This is a genomic window from Enterobacter sp. UCD-UG_FMILLET (assembly GCF_000762975.1).
GTDB classification, from domain to species: domain Bacteria; phylum Pseudomonadota; class Gammaproteobacteria; order Enterobacterales; family Enterobacteriaceae; genus Enterobacter; species Enterobacter dykesii.
The window spans coordinates 1-18,899 of record NZ_JRJC01000018.1; the positions used below are offsets into that span (position 1 = coordinate 1).

At 55.6% G+C, this 18,899-nt stretch carries 11 protein-coding genes and 1 pseudogene; 5 read left to right on the top strand and 7 right to left on the bottom strand.

What is annotated here, in order from left to right:
* Positions 1–191, top strand: a pseudogene (locus LA04_RS09090) (IS481 family transposase); the annotation flags it as partial.
* An 82-nt stretch (positions 192–273) separates the two neighbouring features.
* Here the strand turns inward: LA04_RS09090 and pepN are convergent.
* Complete coding sequence (gene pepN, locus LA04_RS09095) at positions 274–2,886, bottom strand: aminopeptidase N (protein WP_047651293.1); 2,613 nt, start codon at positions 2,884–2,886, stop codon at positions 274–276.
* 254 nt (positions 2,887–3,140) lie between these two features.
* Here pepN and pncB point away from each other — a divergent pair, with 254 nt between their 5' ends.
* The 4 genes from pncB to aspC all read left to right on the top strand — a co-directional run bounded on the left by pncB (position 3,141) and on the right by aspC (position 8,995).
* Positions 3,141–4,343, top strand: coding sequence for a nicotinate phosphoribosyltransferase (gene pncB / locus LA04_RS09100; RefSeq protein WP_047651294.1), 1,203 nt, complete (start codon positions 3,141–3,143; stop codon positions 4,341–4,343).
* A 166-nt stretch (positions 4,344–4,509) separates the two neighbouring features.
* Positions 4,510–5,910 carry an asparagine--tRNA ligase gene (gene asnS / locus LA04_RS09105; protein ID WP_032658183.1) on the top strand — a complete coding sequence of 467 codons (1,401 nt, stop codon included), beginning with the start codon at positions 4,510–4,512 and terminating at the stop codon, positions 5,908–5,910.
* Between the two features lie 606 nt (positions 5,911–6,516).
* Positions 6,517–7,620 (top strand): porin, encoded by a 1,104-nt coding sequence (locus tag LA04_RS09110; protein ID WP_047651295.1) that lies wholly within the window; start codon positions 6,517–6,519, stop codon positions 7,618–7,620.
* Positions 7,621–7,804: 184 nt separating this feature from the next.
* On the top strand, positions 7,805–8,995 hold the full coding sequence (gene aspC / locus LA04_RS09115; protein ID WP_033145106.1) for an aspartate transaminase: 1,191 nt from the start codon (positions 7,805–7,807) through the stop codon (positions 8,993–8,995).
* A gap of 48 nt (positions 8,996–9,043) precedes the next feature.
* Here the strand turns inward: aspC and LA04_RS09120 are convergent, their stop codons facing one another.
* The 6 genes from LA04_RS09120 to mukF form a co-directional block, all read right to left on the bottom strand.
* Complete coding sequence (locus tag LA04_RS09120) at positions 9,044–9,691, bottom strand: MBL fold metallo-hydrolase (RefSeq protein WP_047651296.1); 648 nt, start codon at positions 9,689–9,691, stop codon at positions 9,044–9,046.
* 20 nt (positions 9,692–9,711) lie between these two features.
* Positions 9,712–10,263 (bottom strand): YcbK family protein, encoded by a 552-nt coding sequence (locus tag LA04_RS09125; RefSeq protein WP_023335137.1) that lies wholly within the window; start codon positions 10,261–10,263, stop codon positions 9,712–9,714.
* A gap of 174 nt (positions 10,264–10,437) precedes the next feature.
* Entirely contained in the window at positions 10,438–12,261 is a 1,824-nt protein-coding gene (gene ldtD, locus LA04_RS09130) for a L,D-transpeptidase (RefSeq protein ID WP_047651297.1), read from the bottom strand.
* A gap of 178 nt (positions 12,262–12,439) precedes the next feature.
* The gene (mukB, locus tag LA04_RS09135; protein WP_047651298.1) at positions 12,440–16,891 is read right to left on the bottom strand and encodes a chromosome partition protein MukB; all 4,452 of its coding nucleotides are present in this window, start codon (positions 16,889–16,891) and stop codon (positions 12,440–12,442) included.
* Positions 16,891–17,595 (bottom strand): chromosome partition protein MukE, encoded by a 705-nt coding sequence (gene mukE, locus LA04_RS09140; protein WP_008499954.1) that lies wholly within the window; start codon positions 17,593–17,595, stop codon positions 16,891–16,893. The genes mukB and mukE overlap by 1 nt, the downstream gene beginning before the upstream one ends.
* Positions 17,576–18,898: a chromosome partition protein MukF gene (gene mukF / locus LA04_RS09145; protein WP_023311005.1), complete on the bottom strand. Its 1,323-nt coding sequence runs from the start codon at positions 18,896–18,898 to the stop codon at positions 17,576–17,578. Before mukF ends, mukE begins: the two co-directional genes overlap by 20 nt.
* Position 18,899 lies beyond the last annotated feature (1 nt).

Sequence of the window (18,899 nt, forward strand, 5' to 3'; positions counted from 1 at the left end):
GGAAAGTGGATATCAGCGGAAAGCTGAGCGTGAAAGGGGTAAGCCTGAGCGCAGGCAAGGCGTTCAGGGGAGAACGGGTCGGGCTGAAGGAAATGCAGGAAGACGGCAGCTATGAGGTGTGGTGGTACAGCACGAAAGTGGGGGTGATCGACCTGAAGAAAAAGTCGATCACCATGGGTAAAGGATGTTAAAAAGTGTTCACCATGTCCCCGAACACCTGTCTACCATGTCCCCGGACTGTACACCCACAGGGAGAGGGAGGGTTAACTTTTATTACGCTAAGGCCTTAGCAATCTTCTCGTACAGATCGCCAGACAGGTTTTCCAGCCCTTTCAGCTGCTCAAGCGCGGCACGCATCTTCGCCTGACGCTTCGCATCGTAGCGTTTCAGGCGGATCAGCGGCTCAATCAGGCGCGACGCCACCTGCGGGTTACGGCTGTTCAGCTCGGTCAGCATTTCCACCATGAACTGATACCCACTGCCGTCTTCGGCGTGGAACGCGGCCGGGTTGCTGCTGGCAAACGCGCCAATGAGAGAACGCACGCGGTTTGGGTTGCTAAGGGTAAAGGAGCGATGCTTCAGCAGACTGCGCACGTTGCTGAGCGCATCGGCCGCCGGGCTGGTCGCCTGCAGGATGAACCACTTGTCCATCACCAGGCCATCCTGATGCCACTTGTCGTCGTACTCCTGCATTAACGCATCACGGCACGGCAGTTCGGCGGCAACGCTTGCGCCCAGCGCGGCCAGCGCGTCGGTCATGTTATCCGCTTCGTGATACTGCTTGCTCACCAGGGTGTTCGCCAGCTCGGTTTCACCAAACGCCAGATAGCGCAGGCAGGTGTTGCGCAGAGAACGTTTACCAATGTCCGCATGTTCAACGCGATAAGCGTCAAGCTTGTTGGCGTTATAAATAGCCAGGAACTCGTCCGCCAGTTCAGCAGCCAGCGTACGGGTCAGCGCTTCACGCACCGCCACGATCGCGATCGGATCGATAATCTCGAACAACTCCGCGATTTCAGTCGCTGACGGCAGGGTCAGAATTTCAGCGGCGAGCGCCGGGTCAATCTTCTCATCCAGCAGGATCGCTCGGAACGCGTCAGCCACATGGACAGGCAGCGACAGCGGCTGGCCCTGCTGATGGCGGTTTACGTTGAGCTTGATATAGGTCGCCAGCAGGCTTTGCGCCGCATCCCAGCGGGAGAAGTCGTTACGCGCGTGACGCATCAGGAACGTCAGCTGCTGATCGCTCCACTTGTATTCCAGCTTCACCGGCGCGGAGAATTCACACAGCAGCGCAGGCACCGGCTGGAAGTAGACGTTATCGAAGATAAAGGTCTGCTCGGCCTGGGTCACGTTCAGCACGTGGTGTACCGGGTGGCCGCCCTTCTGGAGCGGGATGACTTTGCCTTCGTTATCGTACAGCTCAATGCTGAACGGAATATGCAGCGGATATTTCTCTTCCTGCTCCGCCGTCGGCGGCGTGCGCTGGCTGATGGTCAGGGTATACTGCTCGGTTTCCGGGTTGTAATCGTCTTTGACGGTGACAATCGGGGTCCCGGCCTGGCTGTACCAGCGGCGGAAGTGGGAAAGATCGACATTAGAGGCATCTTCCATTGCCTGCACAAAATCGTCGCAGGTGGCCGCGCTGCCGTCATGACGCTCGAAGTACAGCTGCATGCCTTTCTGGAAATTCTCCTCGCCCAGCAGGGTGTGGATCATGCGGATAATTTCAGCGCCTTTCTCATACACCGTCAGGGTGTAGAAGTTGTTCATCTCGATGACTTTATCCGGGCGGATCGGATGCGCCATTGGGCTGGCATCTTCCGCAAACTGCAGGCCACGCATGGTACGCACGTTGTTGATGCGGTTCACCGCGCGTGAACCCAGGTCGGAGCTGAACTCCTGATCGCGGAAGACGGTCAGGCCCTCTTTCAGGCTCAGCTGGAACCAGTCGCGGCAGGTGACGCGGTTACCGGTCCAGTTGTGGAAATATTCGTGGCCGATAACGCGTTCGATATCAAGGTAGTCTTTGTCCGTTGCGGTATCGGTACGCGCCAGCACGTATTTGGAGTTAAAGACGTTAAGGCCTTTGTTCTCCATTGCGCCCATGTTGAAGAAATCGACGGCGACGATCATATAGATGTCGAGGTCATATTCGAGGCCGAAGCGCTCCTCGTCCCACTTCATGGAGTTAATGAGCGAGGTCATCGCCCACGGCGCGCGGTCAAGGTTGCCGCGGTCAACAAACAGCTCCAGCGCCACCTCGCGGCCTGAGCGCGTTTTGAAGGTGTCGCGCAGCACGTCGAAATCCCCCGCCACCAGCGCAAACAGGTAGCACGGTTTCGGGAAGGGATCCTGCCACTGCACCCAATGGCGGCCATTCTCCAACTCGCCTTCGCCTACGCGGTTGCCGTTGGAGAGCAGGAAGGGATACAGGGTTTTATCGGCGATGATTTTGGTGGTGAAGCGCGCCAGGACGTCCGGGCGGTCGAGATACCAGGTTATGTGGCGGAACCCTTCCGCTTCACACTGGGTACACAGCGCCACGCCCGACTGGTAAAGCCCTTCCAGCGCGGTGTTGGCGGCCGGGCTGATTTCATTCACGATGCGCAGCGTAAACTGGTCCGGCAGGTTGTCGATGACCAGCTGGTTGTTTTCTTCTTTATAGTCCGACCAGGCTTCATCATTAATATGCAGGGAGACCAGCGTCAGGTCTTCACCATCCAGACGCAGCGGCACCGCAGTTGCGCTGTGGCGCGTCACCTGGCTTACCGCCGTGACAACGGTTTTAGTGGCATCCAGGTCAAAAGTCAGATCGATTTCGCTAATCAGGTAATCCGGCGCACGGTAGTCGTGGCGGTATTTGGCTTGTGGCTGTTGTGTCATAGAAAACCTTATGCATCGTTTGTCGAGTAACGTTTCAATATATTCCTGTTGCGCAAATCGCGCTATGCAGAATGTTCATCTTTTCAGGGGCAAAACCTTTTTTTGCTACATTTGTATAACACGGGGCACAAAATGCCCTCGACCATAAAACGCGCTTATGTTGTGATCGGGGTTCAATAAATCACTAAACAAGGTATACTCCGGAGTTGTTTATTGTACTAAACGCTCCCGTGAGAGGATGCTACAGCGCACCTATGACTCAATTCGCTTCTCCGGTTCTGCATACGTTGCTGGATACCGACGCGTATAAACTGCATATGCAGCAAGCCGTTTTCCACCATTACTATGACGTTCACGTCGCGGCGGAATTCCGCTGCCGTGGCGACGACTTGCTCGGTATCTACGCAGACGCCATTCGTGAACAGGTCGATGCGATGCAGCATCTGACGCTGCAGGACGACGAATACCAGTGGCTTTCTGGCCTACCTTTCTTCAAAGCGGACTATCTGAACTGGCTGCGCGACTTCCGCTATAAGCCTGAACAGGTCACCGTGACCAACGAGAACGGCAAGCTGGATATTCGTCTTGAAGGTCCGTGGCGGGAAGTGATTATGTGGGAAGTGCCGCTTCTGGCGGTGATCAGTGAACTGGCTCACCGCTACCGTTCGCCGGAAAAAGGCGTCGAGCAGGCGGTCGCCGCGCTGGAAAATAAACTCGCAGCCTTCTCTACGCTGACCGAAGGGCTGGACATGTCCCGCTTCCGCCTGATGGACTTTGGCACGCGTCGCCGTTTCTCGCGTGACGTTCAGGAGGCCATCGTTAAACGTCTGCAGCAGGAGCCGTGGTTCGTGGGCACCAGCAACTACGATCTGGCGCGTCGCCTCAGCCTGACGCCAATGGGCACCCAGGCACACGAGTGGTTCCAGGCGCATCAGCAGATCAGCCCCGATCTGGCTAACAGCCAGCGCGCGGCACTTGCCGCATGGCTTGAGGAGTACCCGAATCAGCTCGGGATTGCCCTCACCGACTGTATTACGATGGATGCTTTCCTGCGCGACTTTGGTCCCGAGTTCGCTGAACGTTACCAGGGGTTACGCCACGACTCCGGGGATCCTGTTGAATGGGGCGAGAAAGCCATTGCCCATTACGAAAAACTTGGCATTGACCCGATGAGCAAAGTGCTGGTCTTCTCGGATAATCTCGACCTGGCGAAAGCGGTCGACCTCTATCGCCATTTCAATACCCGTGTGAACCTGAGCTTCGGGATTGGTACCCGTTTGACTTGCGATATTCCTCAGGTAAAACCTCTGAATATCGTCATCAAACTGGTGGAATGTAACGGCAAGCCGGTGGCGAAACTCTCCGATAGCCCGGGTAAAACCATCTGCCATGACAAGGCGTTTGTCCGCGCGTTGCGCAAAGCCTTCGATCTTCCCCAGATAAAAAAAGCCAGTTAAGCGCTTAAGGGAGCCTTCATGGCTCCCCTCTTCTTATTTATTTCTCAATTCTTCTCTTTTGACTGCGAAATTTACTTGTCTGATAGCGGATGGCAGGTAACATAGATATCCCCCCATTAGGGTGGACAAGTGTTTATTTTTTCCGACTATTAACAGAGAGAATATTATGAGCGTTGTGCCTGTAGCCGACGTACTCCAGGGCCGTGTCGCCGTTGACCAGGAAGTCACCGTGCGCGGATGGGTGCGTACCCGCCGAGATTCTAAAGCTGGCATCTCCTTCCTCGCCGTCTATGACGGTTCCTGCTTTGATCCTGTACAGGCCGTCATTAATAATTCTCTGCCCAATTACAATGATGACGTTCTGCGCCTGACAACCGGTTGCTCCGTGATTGTTACCGGCGTGGTGGTGGCTTCACCGGGTCAGGGCCAGAGCTTCGAAATTCAGGCTACTGCCATTGAAGTCACCGGCTGGGTTGAAGATCCTGACACCTATCCGATGGCGGCAAAACGTCACAGCATCGAATATCTGCGTGAAGTTGCCCACCTGCGTCCGCGTACCAACCTGATTGGTGCGGTGGCGCGCGTGCGTCATACGCTGGCGCAGGCGCTGCATCGTTTCTTCGATGAGCAGGGTTACTTCTGGGTGTCTACCCCGCTGATCACCGCGTCCGATACGGAAGGTGCCGGTGAGATGTTCCGCGTCTCGACGCTGGATATGGAAAACCTGCCGCGCACGCCTGAAGGTAAAGTGGACTATGACAAAGACTTCTTTGGTAAAGAAGCCTTCCTGACGGTATCTGGTCAGCTCAACGGCGAAACGTACGCCTGCGCGCTGTCTAAGATCTACACCTTTGGCCCAACCTTCCGCGCCGAAAACTCCAACACCAGCCGTCACCTGGCGGAATTCTGGATGCTGGAGCCTGAAGTGGCGTTCGCTGACCTGGACGATGTAGCGGGTCTGGCGGAAGCCATGCTGAAGTATGTGTTCAAAGCGGTGCTGGAAGAACGTCCTGACGACATGAAATTCTTCGCAGAACGCGTAGACAGCGATGCTGTGGCGCGTCTGGAGCGTTTCGTGTCTGCCGACTTTGCGCAGGTAGACTATACCGACGCGGTGGCGATCCTCGAGAAATGTGGTGAGACGTTCGAGAACCCGGTTTACTGGGGCGTTGACCTGGCGTCTGAACACGAACGCTATCTGGCCGAGAAACATTTCAAAGCGCCGGTTGTCGTTAAAAACTACCCGAAAGACATTAAGGCCTTCTATATGCGCCTTAACGAAGACGGTAAAACCGTGGCAGCGATGGACGTTCTGGCGCCGGGCATTGGTGAAATCATCGGTGGCTCTCAGCGTGAAGAACGTCTTGACGTGCTGGACGCGCGTATGGAAGAGATGGGCCTCAACCCCGCTGACTACAGCTGGTACCGCGATCTGCGCCGTTACGGTACCGTACCGCACGCCGGTTTTGGTCTGGGCTTCGAGCGTCTGATTGCCTACGTTACCGGTGTTCAGAACGTACGCGACGTGATTCCGTTCCCACGTACTCCACGTAACGCCAGCTTCTAATCGGTACAAAATTAAAATGGCCAGCATCTGCTGGCCATTATTTTATTCTGCATTGTCAGTTTTCGTCAGCGCAAAGTCAGCATCTTTAAACCTTCACCCCGTCACAACCACTACCTGTTACGTTTTGTTTCCGCGAAACATCCAGCCACAAAAAATAAACCCCATTCTTATTGCGATTATTACACCCTCAGCCGATAGCACAAATTTCAACCTATTTTACAGCCATCCGGAAGGCCTTTCACTGTCATAAGAAAAAACGAGCCGTTTAAGGTCTGTTTATACGAATCGCCTTTATCTCAATTAATCATAAGGAATTCATATATATAGGATAGAGTTTGCTGTTTAATTCGCCAGGTTGGTCTGAAGTTTGAGATGGTTCACAAAGTTCCGAAAAATACACATTTGGTTACACATATTTTCTTTCGGTTACTTAATCTTGAGAATTGTAGCACTTTCAGGCTAGCGAAACGCTTCGCCGAATGGAAAGATGCCTGTCAGATACATAAAGACACCAAACTCTCATCAATAGTTCCGGAAATATTTATTGACAGAATTTATTGACGGCAGTGGCGAGTGTCATAAAAAAACCAATGAGGGTAATAAATAATGATGAAGCGCAATATTCTGGCAGTGGTAATCCCTGCCCTGCTGGTAGCCGGTGCAGCTAACGCTGCAGAAATCTATAACAAGAACGGCAACAAACTGGACTTCTACGGTAAAGTTGTGGGCGAACACGGCTTCACCACTTCTGGCGTACACAAAAACGCTGACTCCTCTTACGGCCAGATCGGCTTCAAAGGCGAAACTCAGATCAACGACCAGCTGACCGGTTACGGTCAGTGGGAATACCGTGCACGCGCCGGTGCAGCTGAAGGTGACCAGACTAACGTAACTCGTCTGGCTTTCGCTGGCTTGAAAATCGCTGACGCGGGTTCTCTGGACTACGGTCGTAACTACGGTATCGTGTATGACGTAGAATCCTACACCGATATGGCTCCGTCCTTCTCTGGCGAAACCTGGGGTGGCGGCTATGTTGATAACTACATGACCAGCCGTTCTACTGGCCTGCTGACCTACCGTAACAACAACTTCTTCGGTCTGGTTGATGGTCTGAACTTTGGCGTTCAATACCAGGGTAAAAACGATCGTAAAAACCTGAATGAAGCAAACGGCGACGGCGTTGGCCTGTCACTGGGTTACGAGTTCGGTGAAGGCTTCGGTCTGATCGGTGCCTACAGCACCGCTAACCGTACGCTTGAGCAGAAAAAAGATGGTAAAGGCGATAAAGCTGAATCCTGGGCTGTTGGCGCGAAATACGACGCGAACAACATCTACCTGGCGACCGTTTATGCAGAGACTCGCAACATGAGCCGCTTGGGTAACAGCGGTGAAAACTATGTTCCGAATGATGATGGTAATGTTTATAACATTGCTAACAAGACCCAGAACTTTGAAGTTATCGCTCAGTACCAGTTCGACTTCGGCCTGCGTCCTTCCGTTTCTTACGTTCAGTCCAAAGGTAAAGACCTGAACGGCATCGGCGACCGTGACCTGGCGAAATACATCACCACTGGTGCGACTTACTACTTCAACAAGAACTTCAACGTGTACGGTGACTACCGCTTCAACCTGCTGGACGACAAAGATGCGTCCACCAGCTGGGTTGGCTCTGACAACCAGGCTACCGTTGGCGTAACCTACCAGTTCTAATCAGTACACCACGTTGTTATATGCTTAATGAACAGGGCTTCGGCCCTGTTTTTTTATGCGTGACAGAAAATAATGGCGACTTTTGAAAAGCCGCACGCTTTTCGTCGCAAACGGTTGGCATTTTGTAAATCTACCGTTAACCTGATAGCGGATTTCACTTCTGTAATCACAATGGAACTTCGTCATGTTTGAGAACATTACCGCCGCTCCTGCCGACCCTATTCTGGGCCTGGCCGATCTGTTTCGTGCCGACGACCGCCCTGGCAAAATCAACCTGGGTATTGGTGTATATAAAGATGAAACCGGCAAAACTCCGGTACTGACCAGCGTTAAGAAAGCTGAGCAGTATCTGCTGGAAAACGAAACCACCAAAAACTACCTCGGTATTGATGGTATCCCTGAGTTTGGTCGCTGCACCCAGGAGCTGCTGTTCGGTAAAGGCAGCGCAATTGTAAGTGACAAACGTGCGCGCACGGCGCAGACCCCTGGCGGTACCGGCGCGCTGCGCGTGGCGGCGGATTTCCTTGCGAAAAACACCTCTGTTAAGCGCGTATGGGTGAGCAACCCAAGCTGGCCGAACCACAAGAGCGTGTTTAACTCTGCGGGTCTGGAGGTGCGTGAATATGCATACTACGACGCGGCAAACCACTCTCTCGACTTTGACGGCCTGCTGGCAAGCCTGAGCGAAGCGCAGGCAGGTGACGTGGTGCTGTTCCACGGCTGCTGCCACAACCCAACCGGTATCGATCCGACGCTTGAGCAGTGGCAACACCTGGCGAAGCTGTCCGTTGAAAAGGGCTGGCTGCCGCTGTTTGACTTTGCCTACCAGGGCTTCGCCCGTGGTCTGGAAGAAGATGCCGAAGGCCTGCGCGCGTTCGCAGCCGTGCATCAGGAGCTGATTGTCGCAAGCTCTTATTCCAAGAACTTCGGTTTGTACAACGAGCGCGTAGGCGCCTGTACGCTGGTTGCGGCTAACGAAGAGACCGTCGATCGTGCGTTCAGCCAGATGAAATCGGTTATCCGCGCTAACTACTCTAACCCACCGGCACACGGTGCGTCTGTTGTGGCCACTATCCTGAGCAACGATGCGCTGCGCGCTATCTGGGAACAAGAGCTGAACGATATGCGTCAGCGTATTCAGCGCATGCGCCTGCTGTTTGTGAACACCCTGGCTGAGAAAGGCGCGGACCGCGACTTCAGCTTTATCATCAAACAGAACGGCATGTTCTCGTTCAGCGGCCTGACCAAAGAGCAGGTTCTGCGTCTGCGTGAAGAGTTCGGCGTTTACGCCGTGGCCTCTGGTCGCGTGAACGTTGCTGGCATGACGCCTGACAACATGGCGCCACTGTGCGAAGCGATTGTCGCCGTACTGTAATTTGCGCCCATAAAAAAGCCTGCGTTATGCAGGCTTTTTTTATTCTGGTTACCAGACAGGCATTTCATCCTGAAGGAACGGGTTATGGAGCCGTTCGTAGCCCAGCGTCGACATCGGACCGTGTCCAGGGATAAACGTGACGTCATCACCCAGCGGCAATAACTTTTGTTTAATTGACTGAATCAACTGCCCGTGATCGCCGCGCGGAAAATCGCTGCGTCCTACGCCACCTTTGAAAATCACATCGCCGGAAATTAGCAGACGGGACTGGTCATCAAAGAAGACGATATGGCCTGGCGTATGCCCAGGACAATGCAACACCTGTAAAGTCACATTCCCTACGTTAACGCGCTCTCCTTCGTTCAGCCAGCGATCGGGCGTCAGGGGCTGACACTCATCAAGGCCAAACATGCGGCTTTGGGCGGGTAACCCCTGCAGCCAGAACTCATCTTCTTTTTCCGGACCGATAATCGGCACACCGTAGTGTTCAGCCAGTTCAGCCGCAGCACCTACATGATCAAGATGACCATGAGTAAGCAAAATCTGCATCAGCGTGACGCCGCTTGCTGCGACTTCCTGCTTGATTTTCTCAGCGTCACCGCCGGGATCGACAAGCGCGGCCAGTTTAGTCTGTTCGCACCAGATCAATGAACAATTCTGGGAGAACGCGGTAACCGGAATAATACGATAGTTCATACTGCTCCTGTGTTTCGTTATTACCAGTGCCGAACCGGACCGGTATCAATATGCACAAAGTTGCTGCTGGGGTAATATCCTACACCACCTGCGCGCATAGATAACGCGGCTTTGCGAATATTGGCTAACGAAACGCCTTCAATATGGAAATCCATTGCCTGTCCCTTCGTGTGATAGCTTTTTTTCGCTACCCCGCGGCTGTGGGCACGCAGTTCATTATTGGTATCAATCGAGCGATAGCCAGATATGAGCTGCACCGGCTTGCTGGTGCCCAGCAGGCCCTGAAGGCGGAAAATCTGATCAAACAGTCCAGGATCGATGGCTTTTATTTTATTCGCGCGGAAATCACGGAAAAAATGGTTAAGTCTTGCTAATTCATCCTGAATATAGCCTCTGCCATCGAAAAACTCCGCTTTTAGCGACTCACCGGTATGCAGGTTGTTGAGCGTTAAAACTCGCGGACGAGGTGTCGAGAGGGTGGCAAATGCTGGCGTCGGCAGGATGGCCGCTGCGCCAAGCGCAACACCACCTAACGCCAGCAGTTTGCGGCGATTAGCGTCAAATTTGTCCATGATAATCAGGTCTACAGGTAAAAGTAATCGTAATATGCTTAGCGCACGAAGGGCACCTTAACTGGCAAAACCAGGTACGTCAAGGCGCCCAACCCCAGTGAATACGCGGCTTACAGCGATATTGCCCCCTATTCACCCTAACTTACGACAATCATTTTTCCCGAACTGCTTCATTTACCTGATTAATTGTTCCGCTTTTGGCAAAATTTGTGCGCCGGATCGCGCGGTGAGATCATAATTGTAAATATCTGTACGATACTGGGTACGCCCGTCCTCACCCACAAATGCCGTCAGATAGTAAAGATTGACAGGAATATTGTGGCGAATATTCACGTAACGCGTATCCCCCTGCTTCAGGGCATCCGAGATACGCGTATCGTTCCAGCCCGCATCCTGCAACAGCATATTGGCCAGTTCCGAGGCTTTGTTCACGCGCACGCAGCCAGAACTGAGCGCGCGCGTATCTTTCTGGAACAGGTTGTGGTTCGGCGTATCGTGCAGATAGATAGCGTCTGAACTCGGCATATTGAACTTATAACGCCCTAAAGAGTTATGCGCCCCGGGAGCCTGCTGGAAACGAAACGGTAAATTCGACGCCGTGATCGTCGACCAGTCGACCATATAAGGATCGATGGCCTCTTTACTGTTCCATCCACGCATCACCGTGTAGCCATGACGTTCCAGATAACCCGGATCGTTCCAGACCTTCGGCAAAATGTCTTTTCGCGCCAGGGTCGGCGGAACGTTCCACGGCGGGTTAACCACCACGTTATTCAGCGCACTGCTCATCATCGGCGTTTTACGATCCGGACGCCCGACAATCACGCGCGACGCCAGTTTTTCGCTACCTTCCTGATAATAGACCAGGGAATACGCCGGAATGTTAACCATAATTCCGGTAGAGAGCGTTCCCGGCAGCAGACGCAAACGCTGGATATTGAGCGCCAGTACGCCTGCCCGCTGCGCAGGCGATACGTTCAGCCAGTCACGCGTCGTCTGGCCAATGACGCCATCGGCCCCCAGCCCCTGAGCGGTCTGGAACTGTTTAACGGCCGCAACCAGCTCGCGATCGTAAGCCGCAGGTTTGTTGCTCAGGGCAATGCCTTTCTTCTCTTTTACTGGCGCTGACGGGCTGACGGCGACGCTTTGTGGATCATCACCCGGGAGAGCAATCTTTGGCCCGCCACCAAGAAGACCGGAGCGCGTCAGGATCTCGCGCAGAGCAGGCACATCGCTGCTCCACTGCCCCGGACGCAGCGTCGCGGTGCCGCGCATCTGCGGCCATGGGCGCGAGTCGCCCACCAGCGCGAGAAGCGACTGATGCAGAGTGGCATAGTGTGGATGCGCCGGTGCGAGGCTGGCGATAAAGCGCGGCAGTTCGCCATTATCAAGCGCTAGCTGCCACTGGTTAATGACCGACAGCGCCGGCGTCGCCAGCTTGTACGGCTTATCGCTGTACAGCCAGCGGTTGCCGTTGACCGGAATACCCGCCACGAACTGCAGGTAACCCATCATGGCATCGGAAAGCACCACGTCCCGCGCCTGCCCGGTGACGGCAGGATCGGTTAACAGTTCAACCCACTTTGTAAACTGCGGCTGAAAACCGGCAATCGCGACCTCCGCCAGCTGCTGCTGGAAGGCGCGCACGGCATCGCGATTTTCCCACATCGGTTTCATATCGCGGGCGGCATAGAGAAGCGTGAGCTGATTGAGATAGACAGGCGTGTAGCCTGACGGCAGCCCCGACTGCAGCTGCTGACTGAGCGATTCGGCGTCGATGCCTTCCGGCAGCGGCTTTATACCGGCCATGATAGCCGTTGCCGGAGACTGGTCCAGCGGCTGGGACAACGACGTTGGCTGCGCGCCTGTCGTTGCCGAGCTGTCAGTCGGCACAATTTCAGGCTCGTCGGCCTGGGCGGTTAACAGCGGAGCAAACATCACTGCCAGGCATAAACTCAGCGCAGACAGCTGACGACCACATTCTTTCTTTAGCAACATCCCTTGCCCCCTGTTTTCACGACATGCCCATCACGCTGGGGCTTTCTTTCATTATAGGTAGACGGCTAAGCTGTTGCCTTACCTTATGTAAAGAAGTTTAAAGATAACGCAGCCCCAAGCACAAGTTAAGTTTAAAAAAAAAGCGGCGCCAGTGCGCCGCTTCGGGTCAGAAGACGCTTCAGGAAGCGTCCGCCGTGGTTTCCGGCAATGACTCCGGGGGATGCGGCGCAAAGCCACGCAGCCCCACAACGTGAACGTGTTCGCTGTTCTGAAACACTTTACGCACCAGTTTGTAGGTGGTGCCCTTCTCGGGGCTGATGTTCTCAGGTGCTGCGATAATGAGCTGCATATCGAGACGTTCGCAAAGCTCGAACAGCGTGGCAATTGAACGGGCATCAAGACGCGCCGCCTCATCCAGGAACAGCAGTCGGCATGGCGAGATGTCTTTGCCGCGCAGGCGGCGCGCTTCATCTTCCCAGCTCTGTACCACCATCACCAGAATTGACATACCGGTACCGATCGCTTCACCGGTAGAGAGCGCTCCGGATTCCGCACGCAGCCAGCCGTCTGAGCCACGGTTTACCTCAACTTCCATTTCCAGGTAGTTACGGTAGTCCAGCAGCTCTTCACCGATGGTTTGCGGCGTACGCTGCCCCATATCAATCTGCGGGTTCAGGCGCTGATACAGCTTCGCCAGCGCTTCGGAGAAGGTCAGACGGTTGCTGTTGAACAGATCCTGGTGCTGCTCGTGCTGCTCTGAGAGCACTTCCAGCAGCGTCGCGTGGGCTTCACGCACGTTGACGTTGAGGCGCACGCTGTTCACCTGACCAAACGACACGCTCTGCAGACCCTGGTTCAGCTGGCGGATACGGTTCTGCTCGCGCTGAATGGTTTTACGAATGATGTTCGCCACGCTGCGGGAGCTGATCGCCAGCTTCTGCTCGCGGGAGGTCAACTCCTCCGTCAGGCGACCCAGCTCGATTTCCATCTGCTCGATGGCTTCAACCGGATCGTCGGTACGGATGATGTCCTGACGAATACGCTCGCGCAGGTGCTGGTAAACAGCCACGAAGAACTGGATTTTACGTTCCGGACGTTTCGGATCTTCCGACATACGCAGCACGTCGCGCAGGTGTTCGTTATCCGCCACCGCCAGACGCAGCGCCCCCAACGCCTTATCCGACATGGAGCGCAGCTCATCGGCAGAGAGGTACGCCAGCTCGCGGCGGTGCAGACGACGCTCAACGTTATTGTCTTTCACCATGCGCATCACCGCGCACCAGCCCGCCTTGGCGGTCACGACCTGCTCGCGCATCTCAAAATAGTCGCGTTCCAGCTTGCGCAGGCGACGGGTCAGGTTATCCATTTCCGCTTCACAGAAGGTCAGCGCTTTTTCCAGCTGATTACGACGCGCGCGGTTATTGCTGAGCTGTGAATGCAGCTCGTCACGACGAATACGCGCGCGCTCTTCTGCCCCGCTGTCGGCACGAACGCCGATGTCCTGAAGCTCTTTCTGCAGATCGTTTAACAGCTCTTTCTTGGTGTCGAAGGAGCTTTTCAGCGAGGCCAGCACCTGGTTGTACTGGTTCAGCTGAGCGGAGTGGCTGCGCATTGCTTCGCGGGCGCGAGTACGTTCCGCTTCCGCCTGCTCAAGGCGCTGACGCAGTTTTTCGTTCAGGTCGCTGTTACCGCTCAGCATTTCAGCCGAATCGGAGTAGCCGAAGTGGGCCCGACGCTGCACCACTTCCGTCAGGGCAAACGCCTGCTGACGCGCTTCGCGCTGCACCTGCTGCGACCAGGCATAATCTTCTTTTAACTGCTCGAACTGTTCCGGGTCGCTCTGCAGGACAGACACGACGAGCTCCAGCTTCGCCAGCTGATTGCCATGCTGCTGAACGAAACGCGCGGCTTCCTGCGCTTCATCCAGACGCTCCTGGATCTCATCCACGCGGTCAGCCAGCGTGTCATCCGCCAGCAGATTCAGGCGCGGCAGGATGCGGTTAAGGGCCGCAACGCCCTCTTTTGCCTGTTCAAACTGGACGCGACTCTGCTGGTTATCATTTTCATGAGCGGCAATCGCGCGTTCCAGCTCGCCACGGCGGGTATTGAGCTTGCGGATTTCGGCTTCCGGATCCGCGTCAAACGCTACGGCGAGATGGCTGCCGATAAAGCGGCTGAACGACTGATGCAGACGCTGGGTTTTCTGCACGTCAAACGACAGGGTCGCAAAACGTTCAGACAGCGTTTCACGCTCGGCGTGCAGGCTCTCGATGCGGCTTTCGCGGGCGGCGCGGCCAAACAGCGGCAGCTCCGGGAAGCGGGAATAGCGCCACTGACGGTCAGCGATTTTCACCACCACCGCTTTTTCCAGCTCGTCGACGCTGAATACGCTGTCATCGAACGACTGCGGATCCCCTTCGATCAGGTAGAGATCTTCCGGGCAATCTTCCAGGCCGGCAAGCTGCTCAGAAATCAGCGACAGATCCGGGACCACAATCGCGTTGCGGGATGGACCGTACAGCGCGGAGAAGTATGGCGCATCGTCAAGGCCAACGTCGTCGTAAATCTCGGACAGCAGAACGCCGCCAAAACGCTCGGCGAGTGCATTCAGGCGCGGATCTTCTGACCCGCCCGGCTGGCTTAAGCGCTCAATTTCTTCATCGACGTCGCGCTTGCGGGCACCCACTTCATCACGCTCAACGATGGCTTCGCGCTCGCGCTCCAGCAGCTGCTGCAGGTATTCGGTCACTTCCTGGCTGGATTCGAACTGCTCGCCGCACTGCTCGCTGAGCTGATTCAGGCTGCTTTGCGCCGCCAGCCAGACCGGCGCACGCTCCAGGAGGGTCTTCGAACGGGACTGAATCTGCTCCAACTCCTGACGCAGGTTCATACGCTGTTCGCTGGCGTTTGATACGGTATCGGACAGAGCTGCAATACGCGCTTCCAGCTCCTGATGCAGGGCCTCAAGCTCGTCGAAATCGTAATTTTTACCCTGACGTTTACAGAAATCGGCCAGCAGACGCTCGGCTTCCTGCTGCTCGCGCAGGCGCTGCTCCAGCTCGTTCAGACGCATACGCAGCGGCTGAACCTGCTCGGCCAGATGGCGCTGGTTTACACCGTCGCGCAGCAGTTCACGAGCAACGTCCCAGGCTTCGCTACGCGCCAACGGGCCGTTAATCGCGACCACCAGCTGATAAGCCTGCTCAAACTGGCTGTGCGCCGTTTGCGCGACGCTCATTTTCTGTTCGAGGGAGAGCAATTTCTCGGTGGCTTCCTGCTCTTTGGCCTGGAAGGTATCCAGCCACTCGTCGGCGCAATCCGGCGTCAGGTCAGGCAGATGGCACAGCTCTTTTGCACGCTGTAATGCCTGCAGTGCCTGGTTATACTGAATCGCTCGCGTCTGCTGCACGTCAAGTGCCTGCTGGTAATCGGCAAGCTGGCTTTTCAGCTCATCCACTTCCAGCTCGGCCGCTTCGGCACGGGCTTCGTTCTCTTCCTGCATGTCGGCGGCTTCAGCCACCACTTCATTCTGCTCTTCGAGACGGATCTGCAGCTCATCGAGGTCCGCTTCATAGCGCTCAATTTTTTCCTGCTGACGCAGCGCGGTCTGCACCAGGTTCAGGTGATCGCTGGCGGCCTGGTAATCGGCTTCCAGATCGCCTTCAGCACCGTTGTGCTCACCCAACTCGCGCGCCATTTCGACGTGCTTGTACTGCTCGGCCACCAGCTGTTTACGGGAGGTAAACAACTCGCGACGGTATTCTAATGCCTGATCGAGATGCACCCGGCGCTCGTTGGCGTGGCGCATGTAGTCCGCCGCCACGTAATTGGTGGCTTCGCTGATCAGGTGTTTAAACAGGTCGCGGTCAGACTGGGTCACGCGAATCGCTTCCAGCGTCATGCGGTTTTCGCGCAGCGCCGCTTCCATATCCTGGAAGGCCTTACGCACGCCGCTGTTTTCCGGCAGCAGGTAGTCGCGCAGGGAGCGGGTAATCGCGCTGGAGATACCGCCGTACAGAGACGCTTCGATCAGGCGGTAGTATTTGCTACGGTCTGATGCGGTGCGCAGACGACGCGCCACCACGCCCAGATCGAACATCAGCGAGTGGTAGTCGGTAATCGAGTTGAACTGCTTGAACTGCACGCCTTCGATAGCTTCGAGCTTGTCCTTCAGTTCCTGCAGCGTCAGCACGCGCGCCTGACGTTCGTTCAGGGTTTCCGTTAGCAGCGCCGTCGGCTGCACGGAGGTTGGCAAGCCCTGAATCGCAAACGGTTTGATATCCACTTTACGGTCGCGACCGGCGACCTGCTGCAGGCGCACGCCCACTACCACGCGCTGATGACGGGAGTTAATGACGTCCAGAACCGAATAACAGACGCCGGCCTTCAGCTTACCGTGCAGACCCTTATCGCGGGAGCCGCTTGTTGCCCCCGCTTCAGTGGTATTACGGAAGTGAAGCAGCGTCAGGTCAGGGATCAGCGCCGTGACAAAGGCCGCCATGGTGGTGGATTTACCCGCACCGTTACCGCCGGAGAGCGTCGTGACCAGCTCATCCAGATCGAACGTTCGGGCAAAGAAGCCGTTCCAGTTAATCAGCGTCAGTGAGCGAAATTTACCGCGTTCAATCATTACTCTTCCTCCCCGCTATCCGGCAGATTCTCTTCATGCTCGTCATTGAGCTGCAAATGGTTTTCCACCGGCATCGCTTCACCGTCGCGGATCATGCGAAGCTGCGCTTCACGCGCGTCATCGCCCGCGCGCACGTCGGCGCCGAAGCGGAAGACGGATTCCGTAATGCGGAATTTGCTGCTGTCGTGGCCCATAAACCAGACCATCCCCAGACGGCGCAGACGGTTCAGGGAAGAGCGAACCTTTTCCTGTAACTTCTGACGGTCAAGATCCGACCCCGTGGAGCGGTTGTTCACCAGCTTCAGCAGCTTGCTCTCATCTGCCAGCGTCAACAGCTCGTCGTAGAGTTCCTGCTGGGTGAAGATCCCTTCATTCGCCAGACGTTCCGGGCTGAGGTAGAGGTAGCAGAGAATTTTGCCGACCATCATATCCAGCTCGGAGAGCACGGAACGCGGGATCAGCGTCGTGGAGCGCGGGCGCAGGTAGAAAAACCCTTCCGGCGCGCGGATAAGCTCCACGTTGTAGCGTGCGTAAAATTCTTCCAGGTACTCCTGGAAGTCCATCAAAAAGGCGTGATTATCCAGCTCGTCTAAGCCAATGTGACGACCGGCACGCAGCTGGCTGTCCAGCGCCGGAAATAACGGATTCGCCAGCGCCTGTGCCAGCTTAACCGGCATCACTTGTTCAATATTTGTCAATGACATGCGCCTGTACCTTGGCTCCGTAATCGTTGATTGGCTGCCACTTCGGCGGCAGTCCGGTGAAATCTGCTTGCGCGACGCCCAGACGCACTGCCTGGTCTACCACAATGCGGGCAATGTCGAAGTGGCGCGCGCGAGGGTATTGCGCCAGATAGTCGCGCACCACGAGCCCAAGATCCAGCGGCACTTGTCTGGTTTTGTAGACAGCGAGCTGTTCTTCGATCATCGCCGCAAGCTGCTCGCGAATTTCGTTAAATTCTTCGTATTCCAGATCCGGCGGCAGTTCACCGGTCACCTCTTCATCGCGCAGCGCCATCTCTTCGTCGCGCATATCCAGCAGACGATCGGCATTGGCGTAGGTCAGCGCCCACGGCGCATCGAAATAGGTCTGCACCGACTGACGCAGACGCTGAGCAAAGACGCGGTTTTTATCCATATCAATCGCGGTACGGATAAATTTATGCACGTGTCGGTCGTAGCCGATCCACAAGTCGATCGACTGCTGGCCCCAGCTAATAATGCGGTCAAGTTTGCTCTGCAGATCGAACACCAGACGGTCGATAAAATGCAGATCGTCGTGCGCCAGCGTCGCATCCTGGATGCGCAGCAGGTTCGCCTGCAGCTTGTCTCCTGCGGCTTCCAGCGTATCCTGGAGCTCACGCAGCGTGCCGGAGGTTTCTGACAGCAGAAGTTCACAGCTGGAGATAGCCGCTCGCCAGTCTTTATTCAGCAACTGGGCAATATCGTCTTTCACCTGCTGCTGCTGTTCGTCCATCAGGCGCTGGGTGAGATCGATACTGTCAAAAATCTCGGCCACCGAATATTTCAGCGGCGCGTAGACGTTACGGTGCCAGTGGAATTCGTCACCGTTTTCATCCGCCGCGTCCGCGGCGCGCTTAAGCTCACCCGCCACGATCGAGAGCTGCATGGAAAGACGCAGCGTAGAAAATTCACGCTGGCGAATATAGTAATCGGTGATGCCGATGCCCAGCGGCGTCAGACGATAGATGGCGTTTCCTTCCGCCTGCTCGCTGGTAAAGCGGTTCAGCAGACGTTGACGCACCATATCGTTGATCGCGTTGTTGGCACGCACGCTAATGGTTTCGCTGGTTTGCTCAAACGCATCACTGACATGGCGGAACGCATCCACCAGTTCACCCTCGCTCATTTCACCGTCCAGCCGTTCGCCGTTCAGCGTGGCAACCGCCAGCAGGAAAGAGAGTCTGTCTACCGGCAGCGAGATGGAGAAATCGTTTTTCCTGGCCCAGGCAACCAGTTCGGGGACTGTCTGGGAAAATTCACTCATA

Bases quoted from the DNA above. Each gene is read 5' to 3' on its own strand.
- pepN (WP_047651293.1), bottom strand. From the start codon at position 2,886: ATGACACAACAGCCACAAGCCAAATACCGCCACGACTACCGTGCGCCG.
- pncB (WP_047651294.1), top strand. From the start codon at position 3,141: ATGACTCAATTCGCTTCTCCGGTTCTGCATACGTTGCTGGATACCGAC.
- asnS (WP_032658183.1), top strand. From the start codon at position 4,510: ATGAGCGTTGTGCCTGTAGCCGACGTACTCCAGGGCCGTGTCGCCGTT.
- LA04_RS09110 (WP_047651295.1), top strand. From the start codon at position 6,517: ATGATGAAGCGCAATATTCTGGCAGTGGTAATCCCTGCCCTGCTGGTA.
- aspC (WP_033145106.1), top strand. From the start codon at position 7,805: ATGTTTGAGAACATTACCGCCGCTCCTGCCGACCCTATTCTGGGCCTG.
- LA04_RS09120 (WP_047651296.1), bottom strand. From the start codon at position 9,691: ATGAACTATCGTATTATTCCGGTTACCGCGTTCTCCCAGAATTGTTCA.
- LA04_RS09125 (WP_023335137.1), bottom strand. From the start codon at position 10,263: ATGGACAAATTTGACGCTAATCGCCGCAAACTGCTGGCGTTAGGTGGT.
- ldtD (WP_047651297.1), bottom strand. From the start codon at position 12,261: ATGTTGCTAAAGAAAGAATGTGGTCGTCAGCTGTCTGCGCTGAGTTTA.
- mukB (WP_047651298.1), bottom strand. From the start codon at position 16,891: ATGATTGAACGCGGTAAATTTCGCTCACTGACGCTGATTAACTGGAAC.
- mukE (WP_008499954.1), bottom strand. From the start codon at position 17,595: ATGTCATTGACAAATATTGAACAAGTGATGCCGGTTAAGCTGGCACAG.
- mukF (WP_023311005.1), bottom strand. From the start codon at position 18,898: ATGAGTGAATTTTCCCAGACAGTCCCCGAACTGGTTGCCTGGGCCAGG.